Origin of the sequence: Citrobacter sp. Cpo074 (assembly GCF_030332745.1) — a bacterium.
GTDB classification, from domain to species: domain Bacteria; phylum Pseudomonadota; class Gammaproteobacteria; order Enterobacterales; family Enterobacteriaceae; genus Citrobacter; species Citrobacter portucalensis.
The window spans coordinates 544,193-570,591 of sequence record NZ_JAOWHG010000027.1 but is presented as its reverse complement, the minus strand read 5'-3'; the positions used below and the strand labels follow the sequence as shown (position 1 = coordinate 570,591).

At 50.8% G+C, this 26,399-nt stretch carries 28 protein-coding genes and 1 pseudogene; 9 read left to right on the top strand and 20 right to left on the bottom strand.

The features are described 5' to 3' along the window. Nucleotides 1-7: 7 nt before the first annotated feature. The 7 genes from OGX83_RS07330 to OGX83_RS07300 form a co-directional block, all read right to left on the bottom strand. Nucleotides 8-1,936 carry a putative bifunctional diguanylate cyclase/phosphodiesterase gene (locus OGX83_RS07330; RefSeq protein ID WP_286587672.1) on the bottom strand — a complete coding sequence of 643 codons (1,929 nt, stop codon included), beginning with the start codon at nucleotides 1,934-1,936 and terminating at the stop codon, nucleotides 8-10. Between the two features lie 17 nt (nucleotides 1,937-1,953). Then, the gene (locus OGX83_RS07325) at nucleotides 1,954-2,448 is read right to left on the bottom strand and encodes a putative pterin-binding protein (protein WP_003832739.1); all 495 of its coding nucleotides are present in this window, start codon (nucleotides 2,446-2,448) and stop codon (nucleotides 1,954-1,956) included. Between the two features lie 410 nt (nucleotides 2,449-2,858). Further along, nucleotides 2,859-3,500, bottom strand: coding sequence for a helix-turn-helix transcriptional regulator (locus OGX83_RS07320; RefSeq protein ID WP_191214726.1), 642 nt, complete (start codon nucleotides 3,498-3,500; stop codon nucleotides 2,859-2,861). A gap of 127 nt (nucleotides 3,501-3,627) precedes the next feature. After that, entirely contained in the window at nucleotides 3,628-4,596 is a 969-nt protein-coding gene (locus OGX83_RS07315; RefSeq protein ID WP_100272521.1) for a threo-3-hydroxy-L-aspartate ammonia-lyase, read from the bottom strand. 27 nt (nucleotides 4,597-4,623) lie between these two features. After that, on the bottom strand, nucleotides 4,624-5,019 hold the full coding sequence (locus OGX83_RS07310; protein ID WP_003832744.1) for a RidA family protein: 396 nt from the start codon (nucleotides 5,017-5,019) through the stop codon (nucleotides 4,624-4,626). Nucleotides 5,020-5,264: 245 nt separating this feature from the next. After that, nucleotides 5,265-5,573: a monooxygenase gene (locus OGX83_RS07305; protein WP_057067232.1), complete on the bottom strand. Its 309-nt coding sequence runs from the start codon at nucleotides 5,571-5,573 to the stop codon at nucleotides 5,265-5,267. Between the two features lie 36 nt (nucleotides 5,574-5,609). Next, nucleotides 5,610-6,401: a PhzF family phenazine biosynthesis protein gene (locus OGX83_RS07300; protein ID WP_208744339.1), complete on the bottom strand. Its 792-nt coding sequence runs from the start codon at nucleotides 6,399-6,401 to the stop codon at nucleotides 5,610-5,612. A 129-nt stretch (nucleotides 6,402-6,530) separates the two neighbouring features. On the opposite strand from OGX83_RS07300, the gene OGX83_RS07295 reads away from it, so the two are divergent. Continuing rightward, nucleotides 6,531-7,229, top strand: a complete 699-nt coding sequence (locus tag OGX83_RS07295) for an RluA family pseudouridine synthase (protein WP_286587671.1) — start codon at nucleotides 6,531-6,533, stop codon at nucleotides 7,227-7,229. Between the two features lie 36 nt (nucleotides 7,230-7,265). Here the strand turns inward: OGX83_RS07295 and mdtK are convergent, their stop codons facing one another. Continuing rightward, nucleotides 7,266-8,639, bottom strand: coding sequence for a multidrug efflux MATE transporter MdtK (mdtK, locus tag OGX83_RS07290; RefSeq protein ID WP_008784661.1), 1,374 nt, complete (start codon nucleotides 8,637-8,639; stop codon nucleotides 7,266-7,268). Nucleotides 8,640-8,856: 217 nt separating this feature from the next. Here mdtK and OGX83_RS07285 point away from each other — a divergent pair, with 217 nt between their 5' ends. Continuing rightward, complete coding sequence (locus OGX83_RS07285) at nucleotides 8,857-9,504, top strand: riboflavin synthase (protein WP_003832752.1); 648 nt, start codon at nucleotides 8,857-8,859, stop codon at nucleotides 9,502-9,504. Nucleotides 9,505-9,545: 41 nt separating this feature from the next. Here the strand turns inward: OGX83_RS07285 and cfa are convergent, their stop codons facing one another. Further along, entirely contained in the window at nucleotides 9,546-10,694 is a 1,149-nt protein-coding gene (gene cfa, locus OGX83_RS07280; protein ID WP_008784662.1) for a cyclopropane fatty acyl phospholipid synthase, read from the bottom strand. A gap of 290 nt (nucleotides 10,695-10,984) precedes the next feature. Further along, on the bottom strand, nucleotides 10,985-12,190 hold the full coding sequence (punC, locus tag OGX83_RS07275) for a purine nucleoside transporter PunC (protein WP_032943314.1): 1,206 nt from the start codon (nucleotides 12,188-12,190) through the stop codon (nucleotides 10,985-10,987). A 112-nt stretch (nucleotides 12,191-12,302) separates the two neighbouring features. Between punC and punR the strand changes: the two genes are divergently transcribed. Then, nucleotides 12,303-13,235 carry a DNA-binding transcriptional activator PunR gene (gene punR / locus OGX83_RS07270; RefSeq protein ID WP_003029215.1) on the top strand — a complete coding sequence of 311 codons (933 nt, stop codon included), beginning with the start codon at nucleotides 12,303-12,305 and terminating at the stop codon, nucleotides 13,233-13,235. On the opposite strand, the gene purR is transcribed toward punR, so the two are convergent. After that, nucleotides 13,232-14,257 carry an HTH-type transcriptional repressor PurR gene (gene purR, locus OGX83_RS07265; RefSeq protein ID WP_003832757.1) on the bottom strand — a complete coding sequence of 342 codons (1,026 nt, stop codon included), beginning with the start codon at nucleotides 14,255-14,257 and terminating at the stop codon, nucleotides 13,232-13,234. The two genes, punR and purR, sit on opposite strands and share 4 nt — an antisense overlap. Nucleotides 14,258-14,554: 297 nt before the next feature. On the opposite strand from purR, the gene cydH reads away from it, so the two are divergent. Together cydH and OGX83_RS07255 are read left to right on the top strand one after the other, a co-directional pair. After that, the gene (cydH, locus tag OGX83_RS07260; RefSeq protein ID WP_003029209.1) at nucleotides 14,555-14,644 is read left to right on the top strand and encodes a cytochrome bd-I accessory subunit CydH; all 90 of its coding nucleotides are present in this window, start codon (nucleotides 14,555-14,557) and stop codon (nucleotides 14,642-14,644) included. A 175-nt stretch (nucleotides 14,645-14,819) separates the two neighbouring features. Beyond that, entirely contained in the window at nucleotides 14,820-15,989 is a 1,170-nt protein-coding gene (locus tag OGX83_RS07255) for an MFS transporter (protein WP_008784665.1), read from the top strand. A 39-nt stretch (nucleotides 15,990-16,028) separates the two neighbouring features. Here OGX83_RS07255 and sodB read toward each other — a convergent pair whose 3' ends face one another. After that, a complete protein-coding gene (sodB, locus tag OGX83_RS07250; protein WP_003029205.1) occupies nucleotides 16,029-16,610 on the bottom strand; it encodes a superoxide dismutase [Fe] in 582 nt (193 codons plus the stop codon). A 127-nt stretch (nucleotides 16,611-16,737) separates the two neighbouring features. Next, nucleotides 16,738-17,568, bottom strand: a complete 831-nt coding sequence (locus tag OGX83_RS07245; RefSeq protein WP_003832759.1) for a C40 family peptidase — start codon at nucleotides 17,566-17,568, stop codon at nucleotides 16,738-16,740. A gap of 334 nt (nucleotides 17,569-17,902) precedes the next feature. Between OGX83_RS07245 and grxD the strand changes: the two genes are divergently transcribed. Beyond that, the gene (grxD, locus tag OGX83_RS07240; RefSeq protein WP_003832760.1) at nucleotides 17,903-18,250 is read left to right on the top strand and encodes a monothiol glutaredoxin 4; all 348 of its coding nucleotides are present in this window, start codon (nucleotides 17,903-17,905) and stop codon (nucleotides 18,248-18,250) included. 53 nt (nucleotides 18,251-18,303) lie between these two features. On the opposite strand, the gene rnt is transcribed toward grxD, so the two are convergent. The 4 genes from rnt to OGX83_RS07220 form a co-directional block, all read right to left on the bottom strand. Further along, nucleotides 18,304-18,951: a ribonuclease T gene (gene rnt / locus OGX83_RS07235; protein WP_003029200.1), complete on the bottom strand. Its 648-nt coding sequence runs from the start codon at nucleotides 18,949-18,951 to the stop codon at nucleotides 18,304-18,306. 95 nt (nucleotides 18,952-19,046) lie between these two features. Next, nucleotides 19,047-19,454: a lactoylglutathione lyase gene (gloA, locus tag OGX83_RS07230; RefSeq protein ID WP_003832762.1), complete on the bottom strand. Its 408-nt coding sequence runs from the start codon at nucleotides 19,452-19,454 to the stop codon at nucleotides 19,047-19,049. Nucleotides 19,455-19,551: 97 nt separating this feature from the next. After that, nucleotides 19,552-20,649, bottom strand: a complete 1,098-nt coding sequence (locus tag OGX83_RS07225) for an alkene reductase (RefSeq protein WP_008784667.1) — start codon at nucleotides 20,647-20,649, stop codon at nucleotides 19,552-19,554. Between the two features lie 54 nt (nucleotides 20,650-20,703). Beyond that, on the bottom strand, nucleotides 20,704-21,303 hold the full coding sequence (locus OGX83_RS07220; RefSeq protein WP_003832766.1) for a TetR/AcrR family transcriptional regulator: 600 nt from the start codon (nucleotides 21,301-21,303) through the stop codon (nucleotides 20,704-20,706). Nucleotides 21,304-21,404: 101 nt separating this feature from the next. Here OGX83_RS07220 and OGX83_RS07215 point away from each other — a divergent pair, with 101 nt between their 5' ends. The 3 genes from OGX83_RS07215 to sodC all read left to right on the top strand — a co-directional run bounded on the left by OGX83_RS07215 (nucleotide 21,405) and on the right by sodC (nucleotide 23,196). Then, nucleotides 21,405-21,644: a DUF1289 domain-containing protein gene (locus tag OGX83_RS07215; protein ID WP_003832768.1), complete on the top strand. Its 240-nt coding sequence runs from the start codon at nucleotides 21,405-21,407 to the stop codon at nucleotides 21,642-21,644. A gap of 49 nt (nucleotides 21,645-21,693) precedes the next feature. After that, on the top strand, nucleotides 21,694-22,590 hold the full coding sequence (locus tag OGX83_RS07210) for an aldo/keto reductase (RefSeq protein WP_048214269.1): 897 nt from the start codon (nucleotides 21,694-21,696) through the stop codon (nucleotides 22,588-22,590). 81 nt (nucleotides 22,591-22,671) lie between these two features. Then, nucleotides 22,672-23,196, top strand: coding sequence for a superoxide dismutase [Cu-Zn] SodC (gene sodC / locus OGX83_RS07205; protein ID WP_234095854.1), 525 nt, complete (start codon nucleotides 22,672-22,674; stop codon nucleotides 23,194-23,196). Here the strand turns inward: sodC and OGX83_RS07200 are convergent. The 3 genes and pseudogenes from OGX83_RS07200 to OGX83_RS07190 all read right to left on the bottom strand — a co-directional run bounded on the left by OGX83_RS07200 (nucleotide 23,172) and on the right by OGX83_RS07190 (nucleotide 26,311). Beyond that, a pseudogene (locus tag OGX83_RS07200) lies at nucleotides 23,172-25,212 on the bottom strand (FUSC family protein). The gene sodC and the pseudogene OGX83_RS07200 sit on opposite strands and share 25 nt — an antisense overlap. Continuing rightward, a complete protein-coding gene (locus OGX83_RS07195; protein ID WP_286587670.1) occupies nucleotides 25,209-26,072 on the bottom strand; it encodes an efflux RND transporter periplasmic adaptor subunit in 864 nt (287 codons plus the stop codon). The pseudogene OGX83_RS07200 and the gene OGX83_RS07195 overlap by 4 nt, the downstream one beginning before the upstream one ends. Nucleotides 26,073-26,074: 2 nt before the next feature. Continuing rightward, entirely contained in the window at nucleotides 26,075-26,311 is a 237-nt protein-coding gene (locus OGX83_RS07190) for a DUF1656 domain-containing protein (protein ID WP_003029180.1), read from the bottom strand. Between the last annotated feature and the right edge of the window lie 88 nt (nucleotides 26,312-26,399).

Below are 26,399 nucleotides of genomic sequence, written 5' to 3'. Positions count from 1 at the left end.
GAGCGATTCAACCGTTTCTGATTTTCTCATCGATACAAGGCTGAGGTTTACCAAACAGATATCCTTGGGCGAAATCGCAGCCCAGCGCCTGAAGGCTTTTTAGTTGTTCCTGCGTTTCAACACCTTCAGCAACAGCCTTCATATTGAGGGATTTCGCCATGCCGGTGATCAGTTTGATGATATTAAGCGCATCTTCCTGTGTGGATATTGAATGGACAAACGACTTGTCTATTTTAATTTTATCGAAGGCAAGCCTGCTCAGGCGCGAAAGGGAAGAATATCCGGTGCCAAAATCATCGATCGAGATTTTTACACCCATGGCTCTGAGTTTATTAAGTGTATTCATCGGCGTCGTACTCTCAGTGAAGAGAGAGGATTCTGTTACTTCCAGTTCAAGACGATCGGCTGGGAGTCCAGTTTCTTTCAGAATAGACAGTACGATACCGACAAAGGCTTTGCTGCTTAGCTGGACAGGAGAGACATTCACTGAAATTTTAGCCGGAACCGCCCAACAAGCCGCTTCCCGGCAGGCAATTTCAAGCACAGCTTTCCCCATCTCATTAATCATTCCGGTTTTTTCAGCAACAGGAATAAAGTTATCCGGCGACAGGAGGCCCTTTAGAGGATGGAGCCAACGAATTAGGGCTTCATAGCTATAAATTTCCTGGCTGAAGGAGTCAACAATGGGCTGATAATAAACCACGAATTCTTTGTTCACTATTGCCAATGCCATATCATGCTCAAGCGTTCTGCTTTCTTGTAGTTTATCTAACATTCGTTGTCGGAAGACTTTTATCTTACCAGAGCCTTCACCTTTGGCTTCATAAAGGGCCAGATCGGCAAATTTATAAAGATAGTCGGAACGACGTTCAGTGTCTGAGATAACAATGCCAACACAGGTGGTTATGTTGATAATCGTGTTATAAATAGTGTAGGGCTGGCTGATAAATTCACATATTTTCTGGGCGCGCGAAACAGCGTGGCTTTCTGTCAGGCCACTTGAGAGAAACGCAAATTCATCTCCACCCAGGCGATACAGCGTATCCGAAGTAAGGCTCATCGAAACCAGTCGGTCAGATATCTGGCGTAGCAACATATCACCGGCATCATGACCATACGTATCATTTACTTCTTTGAATCGATCTAAATCAAACAACATCACAGTCACAGAATCGTGATTTTTTTCTGCTCTCTCAATTGTTTTATTTAAATCGCTCCAGAATAGCTGACGGTTATTCATCTCGGTAAGAGAGTCATGGTAGACGTCATATTCCAGTTTAGCATTCTGAATTTGCAGTTTTTCTTTAGATTTCTGCAGTTCTTCGGCAAGACTCTTGACCTGCAGGTGCGCCCGCAGAATATTTCTGTTTTGATAGAAAATGAGCACGCCCAGAATCGCACTCAGTATTATCAGCAGCACAGAGGTTGCAGAATAAATATAGTACAGCGTCTGAATTTTTTGGTTGGCGTTATTGATCGAGTTAACATCTTTGTTTAACGCACCAGATGAAAGACGACCCAGTGGCGCATCCAGAGTATGCATTTTTTTCAGATAAGCCTGGAGTGCTGAACGGTTCATTTTCTCTAGATTAACATCCAGAAAACTAAGGGTATTTTCAAGTTTTACCGCCAGTTCACGGTGGGCTATATTGCTTTCGATGTAGCGCCCCAGGTCACCTTCTTTTATCAAATCACTCTGGCTAAGCATAATGTCGAGGCGCATGCGTACATCATCGAGATTCATCGTATCATCGATAGTGTAAAGACCAAGCAACGATTCAAATCGGTAATATTGTGATACCAGCTGAGCAGCAGACCAGGAATCGGTGTAGTGAGTCAGTTTCTGTAACTCTTGTTGCCGTTCATGCACGAGGAAAGAGATATACCCGGTAGATATAAAAAGAAAAAAGATGATGCCAGCCAGTATTCTGTTCATGATGTTCCTCTGAACGCTTACTCAATATCCATACTACTGACCTGCCATGCAGACCTTGAATAATAAATCTGATTATTCAATTCTGGCATGCTGTCATAGGGGTACACAATGAATAACGGGCCTTTGTCACGGATGCGCATATATTTTCCGTTGATTTTTAACGCAAGGATAGCATTGTATTTTTTGAAATCACTAAGAGGGATAACAGTGGTGTAGTCATTGAGTGCAGTGACCTTAACAACAGAGCCGTTCGCCCCGACATAATCCATGAGCTTTTGTAGCGGAATACCCGTAAAGGTAGTGCGCCCATTATACCAGGGGGAGGTGGTCTGGAAACTGACCATGCCCAGCTTCTCAAGGCTGGCGGTATCAAAAACGGCTTTCCCGTCTGCATTTGTATTTTCAATATTACCCGACAGCGTTAAAAGCACTTTACCGGTGGGCCTGGAAAGTTCACCTGCCCATAGCTGGGTGGAGAGTACAAAGCTTACCAACATGACCATTAATCGCATTCTTACCTCACCAATCAGCCGGATGTTAAAGAATTATAATTTAGATATCACGCTATTTATATATATTGCATGGGTATTATTGGTGTAATAACTTCAATGGTTTTTTAACTCTTTTAAATCAGTTAGTTAGTTGTTACCTGTTCTGCTGTGGTGCATTAAAATGCTAGTGTGTTATTTGAGTAAAGCTAAATTTCACTATGTATGTACAAAAATAAATCATCTATTTACTCAGTGCCAATAAATGCGCACGAAAATAAAGGTTAATTTTTTTCACTGTAGCTGGATTTGGTTGTTTACTGGTGGGTAACTATATCGGGCACGAAGCCGCCTTTAGTGGAGCGGGAGCGCTTCGTGTCGGTAATCAAGGACAGAAATTCTCTACGTGGCAAGTGTGGTCTATCTGAACCCGTTTATTCACCCGCCTGAGCTGACTGGCGGGCATACAGATAGGCGGTGGCCCTCGATACGCCCAGATGCTGTGCAACCGTATCCATAGATTTGCGTACGTTCAGCAAACCGTCCTGGCGTAATTGTTGAATCAGCAGCTTACGGTCTTGAGGTTTAAGGGCTCGGGCCGTCGTCGCGCGTTTAGCGGCAAAGTCATCAATACGCTGGCGGATGACTTCATTACTGCCGGGATCGATATGTTCCTTAATGGGGGAATTTTCAGTTTCAGTAAAACGCGCAAGAGCACTCTGCATACCACGGAACAGCGTCATATCGACATTCAGGCAAAGTGCCGCTACGTATTTGCCGTCTTCGTCCTTGATGCCAATGGAGGTACTTTTCACCGGGCGGCCATCGGCAAACTGATTGCTGTAGTTCGCAATGATGCTGGGAAAGTCAGGTGACGCGATTCTCGCCAGGCCAAGCTCGGTTGCTGGCTGGCCGGGTTGACGTCCGGAAAGATTATTATGGATGGACAAAATGGCATGTTCAGGATTTTTGAGGTCATGAACCACCACTTCGCAAAACGGAGAGAAGGTCTCACTCAATCCCCTGGCGATAGTATCAATTTGGCTGAGAAGCGAGTTATTGTCGTTTTTTGGCATGCCAGTCTCCTGCGGTGATGTCTGTTGCCATGATTGCGAGCAGTTTACAGTGACCTGGGAGCGTTTTTCCAGACGGGAGTGTACAGACAGTAAAAGTAGGGTATCTGCATGGCAGATACCCTGTTTATCATCCGGCCAGAAATTCACTGTAGCGACTGATATCCACATTTCCGCCGCTGATGATAATGCCGATTTTCTTGCCGCGAAGCTCAGCTTTACGCGCTCTGGCGGCAGCAAAACCCAGACACCCGGTTGGCTCTACGACGATTTTCATGCGTTCAGCGATAAATTTCATTGAGGCAACTAACTCAGCGTCTGAAACAGTCAGAATATCGTTCACATTTTGCTGGATAATCTGAAATGTATAGTTCCCGAGATGTTGAGTCTGAGCACCGTCAGCAATGGTTTTGGGCGTATCGATATGAACTATTTTTCCACTTCGGAACGACTGTTGACCATCGTTACCCGCCTCAGGTTCGACACCATAGATGATGCAGTCAGGAGACAGATGTCTGGCCGCCAGGGCGGATCCTGAGAGCAGGCCGCCACCGCCCAGACACACGAAAAGAGCGTCTAACTGACCCACTTCTTCAATTAGCTCTTTTGTGGCGGTGCCCTGGCCTGCTATCACGTGCGGATGGTCGTAAGGGGGGATTAGCGTTAACCCCTGTTTCTCTGCCAGGTCCCGACCAATTTTTTCACGATCTTCAGTATAGCGATCGTAAGTTACCACTTTTCCGCCATAGCCTTTCGTCGCCGCAACTTTGGCCGCCGGGGCATCATGCGGCATGATAATTGTTGCTGGAATACCCAACAACTTTGCCGACAGGGCAATGGCCTGTGCATGGTTGCCGGAAGAAAATGTCACGACGCCCGCAGCGCGTTGTTGTGGCGTGAACTGGCGTAGCGCATTCATAGCGCCGCGAAATTTGAAGGCGCCCATTCTCTGGAAGTTTTCGCACTTAAAGAAGACTTCCGCGCCAAATTCTTCGTTAACCGTTCGGGAGGTCATCACCGGCGTTTTGTTAGCATAATCTGCGATGCGCTCTGCCGCAGCGGCAACATCGTTATAATCAGGCAGTGTCATTTCAGTCATTGTTGTTCACCTGTATGTTGTTAAACGTCACGCTTGCGGGGCCAACGCAATAGCTTCAACTTCCAGCGCAAAACCATAATGAAGTTCCGCAACACCTGCTACTGCACGAGATGGACGGAAATCGCCGATCCACTCTCCATAGATTTTGTTAAACGTCGGCCACTGGTTCATATCCGTCACATAGACGCGAACAGACACCAGATGCTGACGTGATGCCCCAGCACCAGCCAGACAAGCATCAATATTCTTGAGTACCAGCCGGGTTTGATCTTCAAAAGAGGCATCCGCTTTTTTCTCGCCGTCGAAAGTGACCGGCAATTGCCCAGAAATGAAGACGAATCCGCCAGCCGTTGTACTGTGCGAGTAATGACCTGCTGGCGGGAAGCTTCCAGCAGATGAGTTCAGTGTAATGTCCGCGGTCATATGAGAATCTCCAGTCGCAGTTTGTGATTCATTTTGTATAAAATAATACTGTTTGTATTATTTTATACTCCTTCATAGTGCGTTCGGCCAGCGATAGTTTTCGCTAACGCTGATTTTGTGAACTACTGCAAACGTGGCCCAGGCTAAATCACTGTCCTGGAGCGGTGACGGGGATATCGCTGTTGAAAGGGGAAAGCAGGGGGAAATGAAGAAACGCCCCGGTAGGGGGCGTCTAAGGCAAAAGTTTAGCTGATATGACCGTGGTTAATTTTACTTAGCGGTTCATTGATATCGAAGATTTTGAACGTTACTTCCTCCACACCCAGGTGCTTCAGGCGGGCGGTATGCTTTTTGATATAGGCCTGAGCGGTGTCTTCGTCCTGGAACAGGTAGATGCCTCCCGCTTCGTGATTTGCTTCGTTCTCGGTCCAGATTTTCCAGATGAACCCCGGCTCCTGGTTGATTGATTCGGCCAGTTCAACGAGCTGATTCGACATCTCAGCCCCAAACGGACCATGAAAATCAAAGTGTATCTGCACGAGTTTGTTCGACATAAATCCTCCATGGATTGGTTATTTTGGGTAAGGCTGCTAGCGCAACAGCACTTTACCGGTCAGATAAGTTATCGCCTGCCCACTGATATATACACGCGTTCCTGCTAACTGACAGCGTAAATCCCCGCCGCGTTCAGAGACCTGGCGTGCCAGCATCTGTGTTTTATTCAGTTTTCCAGCCCAGTAAGGGATCAGCATGCTATGTGCCGAGCCTGTGACCGGGTCTTCCGCGACGGCTTCGCCCGGGCAGAAGAAACGGCTGACAAAATCGTATTCCCCGTCACCTGGCGCGGTGATGCATACCATTTTCCCCAGCGGAATCATGGCGTGGATGTTTGGGCGCACAGCCTCAACCTGCTGTTGATTTTCCAGCACCACCATGTAATCGCGTGCCACACGCACCTCTTTGTATTCGGTGATGCCTAATGTTTCCAGCAGTAAAGCGGGCGGCACGGCAGATTCGCTTTGCCAGGCTGGAAAATCAAGCGTCAGCCATTCACTGCAGCGCGTGACCGTCAGCGGTCCCACAAAGCGGGTAGCAAATTGGATTTTGGTATCCGGGTAATCCAGATGTTCAAAGATGACATGCGCGGCGGCAAGCGTGGCATGCCCACACAGATTAATTTCACCCTGAGTGGTAAACCAACGCAGCTCAAAGCCATTCTCATTGGCGACAAAAAAAGCGGTTTCTGACTGGTTATGCTGCTGCGCCATCTTTAATAATGTTTCATCGGGCAACCAGTCCGTGAGCGGACAGACTGCTGCGGCATTACCACCAAATGTCGTGGTGGTAAAGGCATCCACCATGTAAAAATCGATTTGTTGCACAGAGTAACCCTCTCATCGCACTCAGGATAAATCACACTCTACCATGCCAGCCATTGGGTCAATGCTCAGATTCGCCACTGTGGTGAAAATTCGTTATCATCCGTTCCCACACCTCATTCTGGCCGCCTGATGTCTACGATCCTCGATACCTTTATTGCCCCGCCTTGCCATGACGAGATAGAGACCCTCTATCAGGACGAGCATCTGGTGCTCATCAATAAACCCAGCGGGTTGCTTAGCCTGTCGGGCAAAAATCCGCAGAATCTCGATTCGGTACATCACCGGCTGGTACAGATTTACCCTGGCTGCACGCTGGTACATCGGCTTGATTTCGGCACTTCTGGGCTGATGGTGGTCGCTCGTAACAAGGCTATTAACGCCGCGCTTTGCCAGCAGTTCAGCCAGCGGACGGTCACTAAGGTGTACAGTGCGCTGTTATGCGGGCATCTGGAAAACGACGAAGGGGTTATCGACGCCGCAATTGCCAAAGACCCGGCGCTGTTTCCATTGATGTCGATTTGTGCTCTCAACGGCAAACCCGCGTGCTCGCGCTATCAGGTTGTCGAGCGTTTTTATCATCGTCAGGAAGAGGGGACGTTGCTCCCCTTGACGCGGGTACAACTGACCCCTGAAACCGGGCGCACCCATCAACTACGGATCCATTGTCAGCAGTTGGGACATCCTATTTTGGGGTGCGATCTGTACGGTGGACGTCTGCTGCCGGGGACTGAACAAACGCCACGGCTGATGCTGCATGCCAGTGAACTGCATTTCAGGCATCCCATTAGTGAAGCGTGGATGAACGCCAAAAACGCCAGCCCGTTTTGAGGCGAAAAAAGCCGCCTGGTGGCGGCTTTTATGAGGTTATCGCGCAGCGCGTTGTAAAATAACCGCTGACGGCTGGCGTTGTAGAAACCGCATCCGCAGCATCATCAGTATCGCCGCAGAGGTCAGGCCGATAATAAAGCCCATCCAGAATCCCGCCGGTCCCATCCGGTCAACTACCAGATCGGTAAGCGCCAGAATATAACCGCTCGGCAGGCCCAGCACCCAGTATGCCGTAAAGGTAATAAAGAAAATGGAACGCGTATCTTTATAACCACGCAGGATCCCGCTGCCAATAACCTGGATAGAGTCCGAAATTTGATACACAGCGGCCAGTAACATGAGCTGAGCCGCCAGGGCGACAACTTCCGGGTTATTGTTATAGAGCAGGGCAATATGCTCGCGGAATGTCACGGTGAAAATCGCTGTTACGACCGCCATGCACACACCAACCCCCAGACCCGTTCTGGCTGCGGTTTGCGCATCCAGCGTGGAACCCTGGCCCAGACGATAACCGACACGAATGGTGACGGCGGCAGCCAGAGACATTGGAAGGACGAACATTAACGAGCTGAAGTTCAGTGCGATTTGGTGTCCGGCTACGTCGACAATCCCCAATGGAGAAACCAGCAGCGCGACCACCGCAAACAACGTCACTTCGAAAAATAACGCCAGCGCGATAGGTAAACCCAGCTGTACCAGACGCTTCATTACTGCGGTGTCAGGTTTCTGGAAACCACGCTCATTACGGATATCGCGCATTGAACGCGCACGTTTGATGTAAGAGAGCATGGCGATAAACATCACCCAGTAAACCGCTGCTGTTGCCACACCACAACCCACGCCACCCAGTTCCGGCATGCCTAAATGCCCATAGATGAAAACATAGTTAACCGGAATGTTCACCAGCAGGCCGAGAAATCCCATCACCATCGCCGGTTTAGTCTTGGCTAATCCTTCGCACTGGTTACGGGCTACCTGGAAGAACAGATAACCCGGTGCGCCCCACAGCAGGGCACGCAGGTAGCCAACGGCTTTATCTGCCAGCGCCGGGTCGATGTTATGCATGGAGCGAATAATGTACCCCGCGTTCCATAGCACAACCATAATCAGCACGGAGACGCTGCCCGCCAGCCAGAATCCCTGACGTATTTGATGGGCGATACGGTCGCGGCGTCCGGAACCATTGAGTTGCGCAATCACCGGCGTCAACGCCAGCAGTAGTCCGTGACCAAACAGAATGGCCGGTAGCCAGATGGACGTACCAATGGCGACTGCCGCCATATCCGTCGCGCTGTATCCGCCCGCCATGACGGTATCAACGAATCCCATTGCGGTTTGAGCGATTTGCGCAAGAATCACCGGAATTGCCAGAGCTAATAACTGACGCGCTTCACTTACATACTTTTGCACGTGTACACCACTATATTGTTGTTATTTGAGAGACTAAAAAAGCCGCCTTATATGGCAGCAAGGAGAAAAAGCAGGGGAAATTTCAGTCTATTGTAGCGAGGAATACGTAATTCTCCAGTGAAAAAACAGGCGCTGGTGGCGCATTGCTGGCAACCTGAATTTCCACCTGCTATTGTGCTGTGCAGAGATGTCTTAATTGAGTTCAGGAGTAGGAAGTATGTTTACGGGTATTGTGCAGGGCACTGCAAAATTGGTGTCCATTGATGAAAAACCGAATTTTCGTACGCATGTTGTGGAGTTGCCTGAATATATGCTGGATGCGCTGGAGACCGGCGCATCGGTTGCCCACAATGGATGCTGCCTGACGGTCACCGAAATTAACGGTAACCAGATAAGCTTCGACCTGATGAAAGAAACGCTGCGTATCACCAACCTGGGCGATCTGAAGGTTGGAGATTTGGTTAACGTTGAACGTGCGGCAAAATTCAGTGATGAGATTGGCGGACATTTAATGTCGGGCCATATTATGACCACTGCCGAAGTGTCGAAAATTCTGACCTCGGAGAATAACCGTCAGGTGTGGTTTAAAGTCCAGGATCCGTCGCTGATGAAATATATCCTGTACAAAGGATTTATTGGTATTGACGGTATCAGTCTGACGGTCGGTGAAGTGACGCCGACGCGTTTCTGTGTACATTTGATCCCGGAAACGCTGGAGCGTACGACGCTTGGCAAGAAAAAGCTGGGCGCACGGGTTAATATCGAAATCGATCCCCAAACGCAGGCGGTGGTTGATACCGTTGAGCGTGTCCTGGCGGCGCGTGAAAGCGCCATCAGCAACATAACGGGCGAAGCGGGAGCCTAAGCCTGAGAGGAAAGCCCCCGTTGCTACGGGGGCGAAAACGATTAGCGGGGAACGCGCAGACCGTGTTCAACACCGCGTGAAAAGACCACCTGCCATAGCTGAATATCTCGAGCACGAAACGCCCCGGCGCAGGCGTTCAGATAATAGCTGAACATCCGCTTGAAACGTTCGGTATAGTTATCGGCGATTTCAGGCCAGGAACTCATGAAACGCTCGTGCCATGCCATCAGCGTCGTGTCGTAATCCGCGCCAAAATTATGCCAGTCTTCCATCACAAAATGCGGTTCGCTGGCGTTGGCAATCTGGCGAACTGACGGCAAACACCCGTTTGGGAAGATATACTTATTGATCCACGGATCAACGTTATTGTCGGTCTTTTTGGAGCCGATGCTATGCAGTAAAAAGAGACCATCCGGTTTTAAATTACGATCGACCACCTCAAAATAGGTGGCGTAGTTCTTCGGTCCAACATGTTCAAACATGCCGACGGAGACAATGCGGTCGAATTTGTCGTTCAGGTCGCGATAATCCTGCAGCAAAATGGTGACATCCAGCCCAGCGCAACGTTCCTGTGCCATTTTCTGCTGTTCTGCCGAAATGGTCACACCCACCACGCTCACGCCATATTGCGATGCCATAAACTGGGATAAACCACCCCAGCCACAGCCAATATCAAGCACCCGCATTCCTGGCTTCAGTTGCAATTTTTCAGCAATCATTTTGAGCTTCGCCTGCTGGGCAGATTCCAGAGTGTTGGCATCTTTCCAGTAGGCGCAGGAATACTGCATATAGGGGTCAAGCATGCGGGTAAAGAGATCGTTGCCCAAATCGTAATGTTCTTTGCCGACCATCCACGCACGTTTTTTGGTCTGTAAATTGAACAGGCGAGCCGTGGCGATACGTAGCGTATCTTTAAAGTGGCGGGGGAGTTGGTTTTCAAGACCGGCGCGCAAGACTTTACTAAAAAACATGTCCAGCCGGTCACATTCCCACCAGCCATCCATATAACTTTCACCCAACCCTAACGATCCTTCCTGCAATACGCGTTTGAAAAAATCGGGGTTCTTTACTCGAATATCAGCCGGTGCATTGCCATTAATGGCAATGCCTGCACGGCTCAATAATTCATTGGTAATGCGGTACCAGTCATCATCCGGTACGCTGACGTCTTCTATACATGATGAACTCATAGCTTCTCCATCACTGGTCGGTGATCAGAACCTTAAAACAGCGTAGACGCTTTTTTGGGCTTTGTGAGAAATCTCACGGAATTAATCCGCGAATCTATAATCCGACGTAGAACAGAGGAAGGGAGAAACCCTTGCCGAAAAGGCCATCCGTGGTAAAACGGGAACGTTCTTGTCCCCGTTAACGCATTAAAATTATCGTTTTTTTAACAACTGGAAATCAGTATATGCCTGAATTTTTGACGATTCAACCAATAATTGTTAGCGGGCTAACTAAATGCCCGCAACCATTATTAGTGCGACTCTCCGTGGGCAACTTGCGCACGATCATCTGTTTGCGGGGCGTCAGTTTTCTGCGACTGCATTTTGTAACCCACAGCAGCCAGCAATACTGTTGTCAGCATAACGCTGGTGGTGGTGAGCAGTGGGGTGGCAATCAACCAGGAAACGACAAGGCTTGCCAGGAAGCATAAACCCAGTTGCAGCGTATTCTGCAATGCGGCTGCGCGTCCAGTGGCCTGTGGGAAAGGGCGTAATGCCTGCGCGACAACGATAGGGTAGATTGCGCCGTTCGCAATCGCCATAACGCAGAATGGGATCAGGATTTCAGCCAATGCAACATGATGAATAAAGCCGGTCGCCCAGGTGCCTACAACGCTGAAGGCATACAGAATGAGTAACCAGGGTAGCAGCTGACGACCCTGCCATTTTTGCAGCGCTGCACGACAGCCGTAACCACCAATTAAGAAGGCGATAGTTTGCGGAACATAGCTCAGACCAATTACCGCTGGGCTATAACCCATTTCGCTGAGGATGAACGGGGAACCCGTCAGCCATGCGAAAAAGCTCGCGGAACAGGCGGCATAAATCAGCACGTTTCCACGGTAAGTTTTCGAGCGCAGCAAGGTGGCGAAAGTCAGTTTATCCTGGCTGTCATCGCGCGCTTTAGCCGTTGGCTTTAGACGCAGAGCCGGAAGCATCAGAATCAGAGTAATGGCAAACAGAGTTGCAAAAATGGCCTGCCAGGAAAAATGTACCAGGATCCAACTGCCTAAAAGCGGGGCGAGTGCAGGAGATAACCCGACCAGCGGCATAATAGTGGCAAAGATGCGGTTTACTTTTTGTGAAGGATAATAATCGGTAACCAGCGCTTGCCAGATAACCGATGCCGCACAGACGCCAACGGCCTGAACAAATCGCAGTACCAGCAGACCAGTGGCGTTTTCAACCCATAGCATGCCCAGACTGCCCAGTGCGAAGATAGATAAACCCAGCAGCAAAATAGGCTTGCGACCATAGTGGTCAGAAAGCGGCCCCCACAGCAGTTGCGCGACGGCAAACCCCGCTAAGAACAAGCTCAGGCTGGCGCTGACGGCAGATGCAGGTGTTTGCAGATCGGACTGAATAGCAGCAAAGGCGGGTAGATACATATCCGTTGCCAGAAAACCGAGCACGCTAAGACCTGCCAGCCAGACTAAAAACCCTTTCCCAGGTTGCATCATCATTTCTCTTTTTTAGCAGTAGAACAATGCCGCTGAGTGTAGTGAGTGTAATTCTCGCTGTGAAACGCTAATATTTGCTTACTGATTTCAAATTTTTTGCAGGCAGAATATGTGGTCGGAATATTCACTTGAAGTGGTTGATGCGGTTGCGCGTAACGGCAGTTTTAGTTCGGCTGCGCAGGAGTTGCACCGTGTACCTTCGGCAGTAAGCTACACCGTGCGCCAGCTGGAAGAATGGCTGGCGGTGCCACTTTTTGAGCGACGCCATCGGGATGTGGAATTAACGCCTGCCGGGGCATGGTTTTTAAAAGAAGGCCGCTCTGTTATCAAAAAAATGCAGATCACGCGCCAACAATGTCAGCAAATTGCCAACGGTTGGCGCGGACAGCTGGCGATCGCCGTCGATAACATTGTCCGCCCGGATCGTACCCGACAGATGATCGTGGATTTCTACCGTCACTTTGATGATGTGGAGTTGTTAGTTTTTCAGGAAGTGTTTAACGGCGTGTGGGACGCACTGTCTGATGGGCGTGTGGAGCTGGCCATCGGGGCCACACAGGCCATTCCGGTCGGGGGGCGCTATACCTTCCGCGATATGGGAATGCTGAGCTGGAGCTGCGTGGTAGCCAGTCATCACCCACTGGCGTCAATGCCCGGACCGTTAAGTGATGACACGTTGCGCAACTGGCCGTCACTGGTGCGCGAAGATACCTCCCGAACATTGCCGAAGCGTATTACCTGGCTGCTGGATAACCAAAAGCGCGTCGTCGTGCCGGATTGGGAATCCTCTGCGACCTGTTTGTCCGCGGGATTGTGCGTGGGCATGGTACCGACGCATTTTGCCAAGCCGTGGATCGATAGTGGTAAATGGGTTGCGCTGCAACTGGAGAACCCCTTTCCTGATGCCGCATGTTGTCTGACATGGCAGCAGAACGATACGTCACCGGCATTGAGTTGGCTGCTGGACTATTTAGGAGATAGTGAAACGTTGAACAAGGAATGGCTGCGGGAGCCAGATGAGACTCCCGCACAACAGGCTTAACGGCGGTAATCGCGGAACGGACCGTCGGCAACGGAGCGACGCTCAACCAGGCGCGGATGCACCTCGATAGACTGTGACTCTTCACGTTTATTCACGATACGGTCTAACAGCATGTTGAAGGCCGTTTCACCCAGTGAATCCTTCGGCTGGTGAATGGTCGTCAAGGCCGGCGTGAAGAAGCGGGCGTTGCGCACGTTGTCGTAGCCGATGAGTGAGACATCCTGCGGTACGCGCAGTCCCATTTCGTCAGCGGCGCACAGCGCACCCATTGCCATAATATCGCCACCGCAGAAGACCGCGGTCGGACGATGAGACTGCGACAGAATTTGCTGCATGGCTCGGTAGCCGGATTCAGGCTCAAAATCGCCCTGGACAATCCAGTTTTCAGGCACTTTAATCAGCGCTTCTTCCATCGCTTTCATAAAGCCAGCCAGACGCCCGGCCCCGGTGTTACGTTCCATTGGGCCAGGGATCACGCCAATCTCACGATGACCGCGTTCTACCAGATACCGGCCCGCCATGTAACCGCCTTCGAAGGCGTTATCAATGACCGTATCAGTAAAGTCGGCTTTTGCTTCGCCCCAGTCCATGACGACCATCGGGATATGGCGATACTCTTCGAGCATCGAAAGCAGCGACTCCGGATACTCAGAACACATCACCAGCAGACCATCAACGCGCTTTTGCGCCATCATCGACAGATAAGCCTGCTGTTTTTCGAGACTGTTCCATGCGTTACCCAGGATCAGGGTATAGCCTTTCTGGAAACAGTTTTTCTCAACGGCTTCGATAATTTCGGCGAAATAGGCCGCTTCGCTGCTGGTCGCCAGCAAGCCGATAGACTTGGTGTGATTTACCTTCAGGCTGCGGGCAACTGCGCTCGGAGAATAGTGCAGTTCTTTGATTGCTGCCCAGACAGCATTACGTGTTTCTTCCGCGACAAAGCGCGTCTTGTTAATTACGTGTGATACGGTTGTAGTGGAAACGTTTGCTCGCTTCGCTACATCTTTAATTGTTGCCATTACATCTCACTCCAGACCATATCCTAAGCTCCTGAGAATACTCCAGGTAAACGTTTGCCTTTACACACCCTTATCGCAACGTAAGGGTTGCGGCACGCCGGGAAAACGACACGGAACGTCAGGAAGGGGTCAATGGCCGGTACGCTAATCAAGTAAGCGTGGAATTTTGTCTGATCTTAACGAAAAGGGGAAGAGTTAAAAGCAGTTATCAATATAAATCGTGAGAGATTTTTGCTTTCAAGTGTGTAAAAATGCGCAATATCACTTTTTGTGTGGGAATAAAAAGGAGAAAACTTGATGAGCACCGATCTGAAATTTTCGTTAGTGACTACCATTATTGTTCTGGGTTTGATCGTCGCGGGTGGTCTGACCGCAGCGCTGCATTGATTTCCCCGAGGGAGTTAGCTCTCCCTCATCCCTTCGACTCGTTTTTCCCCTCTATTGTTTGCGAATAAGCAAAAGTCTTTTGCAGTTTTGTTAACTTTATTAATTTTGCGATCAATGTCATGCTTTTGACTCTTATTTTATGTCGTGCCACGGCTCGACGATACGGAGTCGAAATATGAAAATCAATTACCCTTTACTGGCGCTGGCAATCGGGGCGTTTGGTATTGGCACCACCGAGTTTTCGCCAATGGGGTTGTTGCCCGTCATTGCTAAAGGTGTGGACGTCTCGATTCCGGCGGCTGGCATGCTGATCAGCGCTTATGCGGTAGGTGTGATGGTAGGTGCACCGCTGATGACATTGCTGCTGTCTCATCGTGCGCGACGTAATGCTTTGATATTCCTGATGGCGATTTTCACGCTGGGTAATGTGCTTTCGGCTATCTCGCCGGATTACACCACGCTGATGCTATCGCGTATTTTGACCAGTCTTAATCATGGAGCCTTTTTTGGTCTCGGTTCTGTGGTTGCAGCCAGTGTGGTACCCAAACATAAGCAGGCCAGCGCTGTGGCAACGATGTTTATGGGGTTAACCATCGCCAATATTGGCGGCGTTCCGGCGGCGACCTGGCTTGGTGAAACCATCGGCTGGCGCATGTCGTTTATGGCCACTGCGGGGCTGGGTGTCATTGCGATGGTCAGCCTGTTCTTCTCATTACCCAAGGGTGGAGCAGGAGAGCGCCCGGATGTCCGCAGCGAACTGGCGGTGTTGATGCGCCCACAGGTGCTGTCGGCGTTACTGACTACCGTACTGGGTGCTGGGGCGATGTTCACGCTGTATACCTACATCTCGCCGGTTCTGCATACTATCACTCATGCTACACCGGCATTTGTTACCGGGATGCTGGTGTTGATAGGCGTTGGCTTCTCGATCGGTAACTATTTTGGCGGCAAACTGGCTGACCGTTCAGTCAACGGTACGCTGAAAGGCTTTTTACTGCTGCTGATGGTTATTATGCTGGCCATTCCTTTCCTTGCGCGTAATGAGCTGGGAGCGGCGGTCAGTATGGTGGTCTGGGGCGCGGCGACGTTTGCGGTCGTTCCACCGTTGCAGATGCGTGTGATGCGCGTTGCCAGCGAAGCACCTGGATTATCATCGTCAGTCAATATTGGCGCGTTTAATCTGGGGAACGCTCTGGGGGCTGCGGCCGGTGGGGCGGTAATATCTGGCGGCCTGGGCTACAGTTTTGTGCCGGTAATGGGGGCGATTGTGGCGGGTCTTGCGCTGCTGCTGGTGTTCATTTCCGCAAGAAGACAGCCTGAAGAGGCTTTCACTACCGCGAATTAATGCAAAAACGCAGAAGGAAGTCCTTCTGCGTTATCTTTTTTATGCTGCGAAGTTCTTCGCAACAAATTCCCAGTTCACCAGCGCCCAGAAATGTTCCAGGTAGCCAGGACGAGCATTGCGATAGTCGATGTAGTAGGCGTGTTCCCATACGTCAACGGTCATCAGCGGCGTCGCGTCGGTAGTCAGCGGAGTACCTGCGTTGGAGGTGGAGACGATAGCCAGTTTGCCATCCGTTCCTTTAACCAGCCAGGTCCAGCCAGAACCGAAGTTTTTGATAGCGGCATCGGTGAACTGCGCTTTGAAATCTGCAAAGCTGCCAAAGGAAGCGGCGATTGCATCAGCCAGTTTACCGGTCGGTTCACCACCTGCGTTTGGTGCCAGGCAGTTCCAGTAGAACGTGTGGTTCCATACTTGTGCTGCGTTATTGAATACACCGCCTTCAGAGCTACGAACGATCTCTTCCAGTGATTTGCCTTCAAACGCCGTGCCTTTAATCAGATTGTTCAGATTGGTCACGTAGGTTTGATGGTGTTTGCCATAGTGATATTCCAGCGTTTCGGCAGAAATGTGCGGTGCCAGAGCATCTTTGGCATACGGTAATGCAGGTAATTCAAACGACATTGCTTCTCTCCTTATTATTTATATTGAGTACACACAATAGCCTCATTGTGAGTAAGGATAGGGTAGCAAATTGAAAGGTTATGCAAAAGAAGAACTTACCCTACAGCATGTTCTGTAGGGTAAGTTTTTAGCGAATTGTTTTTGGCGTCATTACCCGACGAGCGCCCACATAGTGGCGCTGCCAGTAATCTTCGCTCAGAGAGGTGATTTGAATTTCCTGCCCGCTGCGCGGTGACTGAATAAACTTACCGTTGCCGACGTAGACGCCGACGTGATCGGCTGTTCCGCGACCCTGGGTACGAAAGAATACCAGATCACCATTTTTCAGTTCGCCACGTTCAATTGGTGCGGCATCACGCAGATGGTACATTTCATTCGCGGTACGCGGAATGCGGAACTTCACCAGATCTTTATAGGCGTAATAAACCAGACCGCTGCAGTCAAACCCGGTTCTTGGCGAGGAGCCGCCCCAACGATAAGGTTTGCCGATTTGGTTCATCAAGGTGGACATAGCGGTTTTAGTCGCTTTCTGTACTTTCACTTTATGTGCGTCAGCAAGCGTAGTCGGTGCAGTGGTTTTCACCTTCACGCAGCGTGGTTTATGACCTTTGCGCGGTGTGCATTTTTCCGTCCAGGTAACGGCTGCGGTTTGTGCTGCGGCAGTTTTACCACGGCGATTTGCAGTTTTAGTCGACTTTGCCGGAGTGGCAGTGCGTTTTTTAGAAGAGGAAGCGGTTTTGGTGCTGGTTTTGCTGGTGGTTTTTGTCGCCGTTTTCTTACTGGTCTTTGTTGTTTTTTGGCTGGTTGTTGCGCTTTTCTTTTTATCTACCGTTTTGATGGTGTGAGAATTGGTAGGTGTCGTCCTGGCCTGCTTGGAAGCATGAGCCATAGGCGTAAAGGGCAGTGTAGTAAAAAGTAAAGCACAGAGCGTGATCGAGATTCGGTTTATCCGCGCCACTGAGCAGTCCTCTGGTAAGGCAGGTCTATCGTGCCTGCGTGTGATTTTCAAAACTTGACGATTCTAATCTATAGAAAGAGGGAAAGTTAATAGCTTTTTTAGTTTAAAACTGCGTTTCGTAACCGACCGCAAAAAAAAACAGCAAATAGAGATAGAATTGGTGAACAGATAATCAAATCCACATGTTTAAAGGGGATAAGTGAGATTGTGAATGCAACTTTTAGCGTCAGGGGATAAAATAATAACGCGTAATGAAAATGTTATTTTCCGTTGCCTGTCTGACCCGTTACAATGTCAGACTACTGCCGTAAAAGAAGTTTAAGGAAGCAAGATAATGAGCACCACTATCGAAAAAATCCAGCGCCAGATCGCTGAAAACCCGATTCTCCTGTACATGAAAGGTTCCCCTAAACTGCCAAGCTGCGGTTTCTCCGCACAGGCTGTGCAGGCGCTGTCAGCCTGTGGTGAACGCTTTGCTTATGTTGATATTCTGCAGAACCCGGATATTCGCGCCGAACTGCCGAAATACGCAAACTGGCCAACTTTCCCACAGCTGTGGGTTGATGGTGAGCTGGTTGGCGGTTGTGACATTCTGATCGAAATGTACCAGCGCGGTGAGTTGCAGCAGCTGATTAAAGAAACAGCAGCGAAATACAAAACCGAAGAGCCGGACGCTGAGTAATACCAGCAGAAGTAAAAAAGCGACCTGAAATGGTCGCTTTTTTTATGTCGCCGTTACGCTTCTTCAGGCACGGGAAGAGGCCAACCGCCGAGACGTTTCCAGCGGTTAACGATTTCGCAAAACAGCACGGCCGTGCGTTCGGTGTCATACAGCGCCGAGTGCGCCTGATTCCCGTCAAACTCCATTCCCGCCGCCAGGCACGCTTTTGACAACACAGTCTGCCCCAGAGACAGACCGCTTAATGCCGCCGTATCAAAGGTTACAAATGGGTGGAACGGATTACGTTTGAGCGAGGCGCGTTCTGCTGCAGCCATCATGAAACTGTGGTCGAACGTAGCGTTATGCGCCACCATGATCGCCCGATTGCAGCCGCTGTCTTTAATTCCTTTACGCACCATTTTGAAGATGGCATGCAGAGCATCATATTCGCTGACCGCACCGCGTAGCGGATTGTTAGGGTCAATACCGTTAAAGGCGAGCGCTTCCGGTTGCAAATTGGCACCTTCAAACGGCTCTACGTGGAAATGTAACGTCGTGTCCGGCATCAGCCAGCCTTGTTCATCCATTTTCAGTGTGATGGCGGCAATCTCAAGCAGCGCATCGGTTTTGGCATTGAACCCTGCGGTTTCGACATCAATGACGACAGGATAAAAACCACGAAAACGGTCACACAGACCGGAAAGTTGAGCGTTATCGGACATCTGGGTCTCTTAATACGGGAAAATTGCAGCGCGTATTATGGCAAAATGATGAGTATAAAACTATGGGCACAGACGATCTGCGCCCGAGGGGGAGATTAATCGCCCAGGCCGCGCCCGGCGTCTTTCTCTTCGATCAGCTCAATTTTGTAGCCGTCCGGATCTTCAACGAACGCAATCACTGTGGTGCCGCCTTTTACTGGACCTGCTTCACGCGTTACGTTACCGCCATTCTGGCGAATACGTTCACAGGCTTCAGCCGCGTTGTCTACGCTCAGGGCGATATGGCCATAGGCAGTACCCAGATCATACTTGTCGACACCCCAGTTATAGGTCAGTTCGATTACTGCTTCACTGGTTTCAGGACCGTAGCCGACAAAAGCCAGAGAGTACTTGTATTCAGGGTTTTCGCTGGTACGCAGCAGCTTCATGCCCAGCACGTTGGTATAAAACTCGATGGAACGCTGCAGGTCACCCACGCGCAGCATGGTATGGAGTAAACGCATCTTTTTCCCCTTCGAAAATGGCTAATACATTCAAAATGTTGTTTTAGTATAGCGGCGTTGTTACGCCGCTATCAATGGCAGAACGGAGATTGTGACGTTAGAGGGTAGGATAGTCGGTGTAACCTTCCGCGCCGCCGCCGTAGAAACTCTCGGCACGTTGCGGATTCAGTTCTGCTTTTCGTTGCAGACGCGCCACCAGATCCGGGTTAGCAATATAGGCGCGACCAAAAGCAACGGCGTCGATCAGACCTTTCTCGATCAGCGCTTCTGCTTTTTCTGGGGTGTAAGCACCAGCACCAATGATAGGGCCGTGGAAGCGCGCGCGAACTTTTTCGCGGAACGCATCGGAATACGGCTCGCCACCGGCCCAGTCCGGCTCAGACATGTGCAGGTAAGCGATTCCGCGCTTGCCCAATTGTTCAATCAGATACAGCGCATCGGCTTCTTCGTTTGGACCATTGTCTACGTTCTGGAAAGTGCCAATCGGGGAGACGCGAATACCAATGCGATCGGCACCCCATTCTTTAATTCCGGCATCAACCACTTCCAGTACCAGACGCGCACGATTTTCGACGCTGCCACCGTATTGATCAGTACGCTGGTTAGACGTTGGCGACAGGAACTGGTGCAGCAGGTAGCCGTGGGCAGAGTGCAGTTCAACCATATCGAAACCCGCTTCGCGCGCATTGGCTATCGCCTGACGGAAGTCATTAACGATGCCCGGAATCTCTTCGGTTTCCAGCGCACGCGGCATTGAGGTATCGGCACGCGTTGCCAGGCCGTTTTCATCGCGCAGCGAGGTGCGGGTTCCAGCGCTAATCGCGGAAGGTGCAACTGGAGCTTGACCGTTTGGCTGCAGACTGGCGTGAGAGATGCGTCCAGTGTGCCACAACTGGACAGCAATATGACCTTGCTCAGCGTGTACGGCAGTAGTGATTTTCTTCCATGCGGCAATTTGCGCTTCGCTGTGTAAGCCGGGTGCTCCGGCATAGCCTTTCGCCTGTGCGGAAATCTGCGTCGCTTCGCTGATGATAAGACCCGCGCTGGCGCGTTGACGGTAATACTCGGCCATCAGCGGAGTAGGGATGTCGCCAGGCTCAATACTGCGCAGACGCGTCAGTGGCGCCATAAATACGCGGTTTGCTGCCGTAATGGCACCCACTTTCAGTGGGGAAAACAGTTTTTCAGATGACATGTGGTACTCCTGAATAGACCGGTCGTCTAGTAATGAAGAAAATAAAAACGCCTGTTAAACGGCAGGCGTTGTGATGATGTTTTTAACGTGCGCCAGCGCATTTTCCAGCGGAGTGGCGCTACGAGAAATCTTGGCCTGCAGGTTGGCGCCAAGCCACAGCGCATACAGTACCTGCGCCTGCTGTAACGGCTCGCCAACAAAAGACAGACAATGGCTGGCCTGACCTTTCTCCAGCGCCTGCGCTAACAGCACAATAATGTGCCGCGCGCCTTTATCCATCGCTGTGCGCATATCTTCTGACAGATCGCACACTTCGGCAGACAGTTTTACAGTTAAACAGCCGCTAATAATGCCGTGCTGGCTAAACTGGTTCAGGGTTTCCTGATAGTAGGCCAGAATGCGATCGCGGTAGTTTCCCGCTCCCGTATCAAAGTGCGTAGCCAGTCGCCGATGATAGGCCGCATAGTGGCGTTCCAGCATCGCGACACCGAACGCTTCTTTAGAGCGAAAGTAATGATAAAACGAACCTTTGGGTACTTCAGCGGTTTTCAGTAGTTCGCTTAACCCCATGCCGGTGAAGCCGCGCTGCATACACAGCAGTTCGCCAGTCGCCAGCAGATGTTCGCGTGTATCGTGTTCAGTGATTTTGTTCATGGGAAGGAGTGTAATAGACCAGTCGGTCTAATGCAATAGCGCTTGCGAGAAATTCAGTTAACGTCTTCAATAGGTATATCAATCTTATTAAAGGAGGGGATGTGGCCGAACAGCTGGAGTTTTTCCCCGTCCAGAGCCCATGCCGTGGAATATGTCAGTCTGACGAACGCGGCTTTTGCCGTGGCTGTTTTCGCAGTCGGGATGAGCGTTTTAACTGGCAAAAGATGAGCGATACCCAAAAGCAGGAAGTGCTGCGGCTTTGTCGTCAGCGCCTGATGCGTAAATTACGTGCAAACAAAGCCAACCCTTCGGAAGAACCGCAACAACCTTCACTCTTTTAAAAGCGTAATTGCGTATACTCGAGGCACATTCACTTAAAAGGAAGCTGCTATGGTTCAGCGTATTACTATTGCGCCGCAAGGCCCGGAATTTTCTCGCTTTGTGATGGGGTACTGGCGCCTGATGGACTGGAATATGTCCGCGCGCCAGCTTGTCAGCTTTATTGAAGAGCATCTGGATCTTGGCGTGACCACCGTCGATCACGCCGATATTTACGGTGGATACCAGTGTGAAGCGGCGTTTGGTGAGGCAATGAAACTGGCTCCGCATTTGCGTGAAAAAATGCAGATTGTGACCAAATGCGGGATCGCGACGACGGCGCGCGCGGAAAATGCGCTGGGCCACTACATCACCGACAGTGCACATATTATTGCCAGTGCGGAAGAGTCGCTGAAGCTGCTGGCGACCGATCATATTGATCTGCTGCTGATCCACCGTCCCGATCCGCTTATGGATGCTGACGATGTCGCCGACGCTTTTAAAAAATTGCACCATAGTGGCAAAGTGCGTCACTTTGGCGTCTCCAACTTCACCCCGGCACAGTTCTCATTGCTGCAATCGCGTCTGCCGTTTACTCTGGCGACCAACCAGGTAGAAATTTCACCAGTACATCAGCCGCTCCTGTTGGATGGTACTTTAGATCAACTGCAACAACTGCGCATTCGCCCGATGGCCTGGTCCTGTCTCGGCGGTGGTCGCCTGTTTAATGATGATGCTTTCCAGCCTTTACGTAATGAGCTTGCCGTGATCGCAGAAGAGTTGAATGCGCAGTCTATTGAACAGGTGGTATACGCCTGGATTTTACGTCTGCCGTCTCAGCCGCTGCCGATTATTGGCTCAGGAAAAATAGAGCGTGTACGTGCTGCCATTGAGTCTGAGTCGCTGAACATGTCTCGCCAGCAATGGTTCCGCATTCGTAAAGCGGCGCTGGGTTACGACGTACCCTAATCGCGTTTTTGGCGCATCTCCGTTCAAAATTGTGTCACTGGTTTACACTTAACAATCAGACACCTTTTGGACGGAGGTCTTATGAAGCGTTTGAGTTTGGCCATCATCACTCTACTCGCCTGTGCAGGTGCGCAGGCTGCCAATGAAGAAAAAGTGACGATGAATCTGGTCACGTCGCAAGGCGTCGGCCAGGCGATTGGTACGGTCACTATTGCTGAAACCGCAAAGGGGCTGGAGTTTACGCCCGATCTGAAAGCGTTGCCGCCAGGTGAACATGGCTTCCATGTGCATATGAACGGCAGCTGCCAACCCGCGATTAAAGAAGGGAAAGCCTCAGCCGCAGAATCGGCTGGTGGCCATTATGATCCGCACCAAACCGGTAAACATGAAGGCCCGGAAGGCGCAGGTCATATGGGCGACCTGCCGCTATTGGTGGTGAATAACGACGGTAACGCCACAACGCCGGTCGTTGCGCCGCGGCTTAAAACGCTCGATGAGGTTAAAGGTAAAGCGCTGATGATCCATGTGGGCGGCGATAATATGTCCGATCAACCGAAACCGCTTGGCGGTGGAGGAGCGCGCTACGCCTGTGGTGTTATCAAATAATCAACGACTGAGAGTACCCGGCGGCGGCGCCTGTTCGAGTTGTGAAAGCGAGCAGTGTAGTCGCCAGACCAGTGCCGACAGTTCCTGCGCAGCGGGTTGATGATGGTGGGCAAGCGTATCGCAGATGCGCTGTAGCTCATTCAGCGTGGCATTAAGTGGTCGTTGCTGGACGCCACGTTCGCTCATTACATCGCGCAGCAGCGAGATACACACGTCCCTGACGCGAGCCAGCGGATCGGAACGCGCCTCCCAGGTGCGCAGTTGCCACACCACGTGCGAGCAGTTCAGTAAAACGACCCCCCAACGTAATAACCAGCGTCGCGCCAGCGCATCCTGACTGTTGCTGAGCTGGCTGACGTGATGATAGGTCAGCGATTCAAATTCGTTTTCACTGAGTGATGGATGTCGGCTGAGCTGATCGACAAAATCCCGGCGCAGGGCGCGAATATGGCGGCGACTTTTCCGTGCATCCGATCCGGGGCGCAGAATGGCGAAGGCCAGCCATGACAGCGCCACGCCGGTGATTTTCGCCATATTGTCATTCAGGAAATCAGCAAAATCATATACCGGCGGATTGGTCACCGCGATAAACGAACCCATAAATACAATCAACTGCCCCCAAAGACCTGCCAGGGCAGGCATTTGTAGCTTCAACAGTTGCATGGTGGCGAGTAGCGGGAAGAGAAAGAGAATAAACTGCCAGAGGTCGGAAATTTGCACCATCAGGCCAAACTTAACCACAAAGCTAAATAGCGACAGTAGAACCAGCGTACGCATCAGCAAAGAAAGCGACTTGAACGGTGTGGCAACGGCGGAATACAGCACACTACTGATCGCAGCGAGCGTGAGTGCGCCAGAGCCTGATTCCCATTGTGCACCAATGCTCCATGCGCCGATAAGCATCAAAGTGCAGAACGTACGCAACCCGCTCCAGATAGCTTCCGCATTATCGGTATGACGGGCAAGTCCCGGCGTGCGGGCGATATTAATACGCTCGGCGGTAACACCATTTTCCAGTAAATGCAGATAATGACTGCTGCGCAGGTAGAGCCGACAAAAATAACGCAGTCGTTGCCAGAAGGCGACGTGTCGATAGTCGCGGGCATCGACGGGCCGCAGTGGGGCAATTATACGTGCGACGGTGTAGCTATTCGCATTGGATTTTATTAGTTCGCTGAGCAACTGCTCAATGATTTCCCGGGTGTTGGACGGGGGATTAGGCCAGTTCAGCAGCATCCTGCGCAGACTGGAAATCACGCTGGTCATCCGTAACTGCTGGTGCAACAGCGAATTGAGCAAAGCATTCTGGCGACGAAAGCGGTAATGACTCCAGAAAGCCTGAATACGCAGCAGGTTCATGGTCAGAATCTGCCCGATAACACCTTCATGGGCTGTGCGAATGGCATCCGTGGTTTCTGGTTGCCAGAGTAGGCTGGCATGTTCCAGTAAACGTGAATGCATGTTTTTCAATGCAGTCAGTAACGTGGTGCCATCGGAGGTGCTGGGCAGGATCATCATCATCACGCCGCCACACAGGATACCGACGATGACTTCACACACGCGTGCCTGCGCGATATCCCATAACTGCGTAATTTCCACGGTATTGACCATGGGAAACGCAATGATCGCCGCCGTATAACCCGCCAGTTGAAAGGCGTAGGCAACGTTATTGGTGAAGTGCGCGCATGCCCAGGTACAAAAACCGATCCACACTGACATGCTCAGCAAAAACAGCCACGGCTCATTGAGAGTATGACCGGCAATAATCAGTGCGGCGGTGGCTCCCAGTAGGCTACCCGCCACGCGACCCAGACTTTTGCTGATAACCCCGCCAACGGTGGGAAAACTAACCACCGCCGCAGAGGTCATCGCCCAGTAGGGCTCATCCAGATTCAGATAATAAGCAAAAGTTAACGCCAGGCACATCGCAATGGTGTTACGCAGCGCATAACGCCACTGTGCCGCCGTGGCTTTAAACCACGGCAAATTGCCTGGTGTCAGGCGGGGCAGTTTCATTTACGCTGGCCGATGGATACGCTGCAGGTTGTACCTGACACCAGCGTGACCTCCCGCGGCAGGGCGTCGAATTCGATGCGTACCGGGACACGCTGCGCCAGACGCACCCACGGCACGTTGGGTTTGATGTCGGGAATCAGGCCGGAATCACTTTCCACACTTTGATCGTAGATGGCACGGCCAATACTGGAAACGTGACCCTGTAACTTTACATTGCCGCTGTAGAGTGTAATCGTCGCAGGTGCGCCTTCTCGAATATGGCGCAATTTGGTTTCTTCAAAATATCCCATCACATAAAAAGAGTGACTGTCGACAAGGGCAAACAGGGGCTTACCGGTTGAGGCGTAATCACCGGTACGGGTAGACAGGTTTGTGACCCAACCCGCCACGGGGGCTTTGACCACCGTTTGCGTCAGTTGCCACTGGGCCTGGCGCAAACTGGCCTCAGCCGCTTCAACGCTTGCCTGCATGGCTTTCACGTTGAGATTTGCGGTATCCAGATCCTCGGCTGAGATGTAATTTTGCGATAAATGACGGCGGCGGTTGGCTTCGTTATTGGCTTTCGCCAGGTCAGACTGCGCTTTTGCCAGTTGCGCTTGCGCATTCAGTTCAGCAATGTGAAATGGCGTCTTGTCGATAACAAAAAGGACATCGCCTTTATTCACAAACTGGTTATCTTTTATATAGAGTTCGCTAATGCTGCCTGACACCTGCGGCGTGATGCTGACCTGCTCAGCGCGTACTTTGCCATCACGTGTCCAGGGCGATTGCATATAGTAATTCCACATCCACCATCCGGCGAAAACTGCGATTGCAGCGACTATAATAGTTGAGAAGTATTTAACGGTTTTAAGCGACATAATCACCACGCTATCAGCATAACAAAGGCCAGACATACGCAAAGCGTAAAGAGTGATAGATCCATTAGCAGGGGATGCCAGATTTCGCCGGAGTAAATCCAGTCGCGCAGCAGGCGATGAACAACCAGCCAGAGAATAAATCCTGCTACAATCGCCTTGAAAACAGGAGGGAAGTAGACAGATGCGCCGATCATTAAATCTTGTAGGGGCAATCCTGTTGCATTAAACATAAACTTCACGGGCAAAATCCTTGGCGGAAGAGAGCATTGCTATAGGTTTAGCAAAAAAGAGACAATGAGTCTCCGTAACGCATAATGTCTGAAAAAA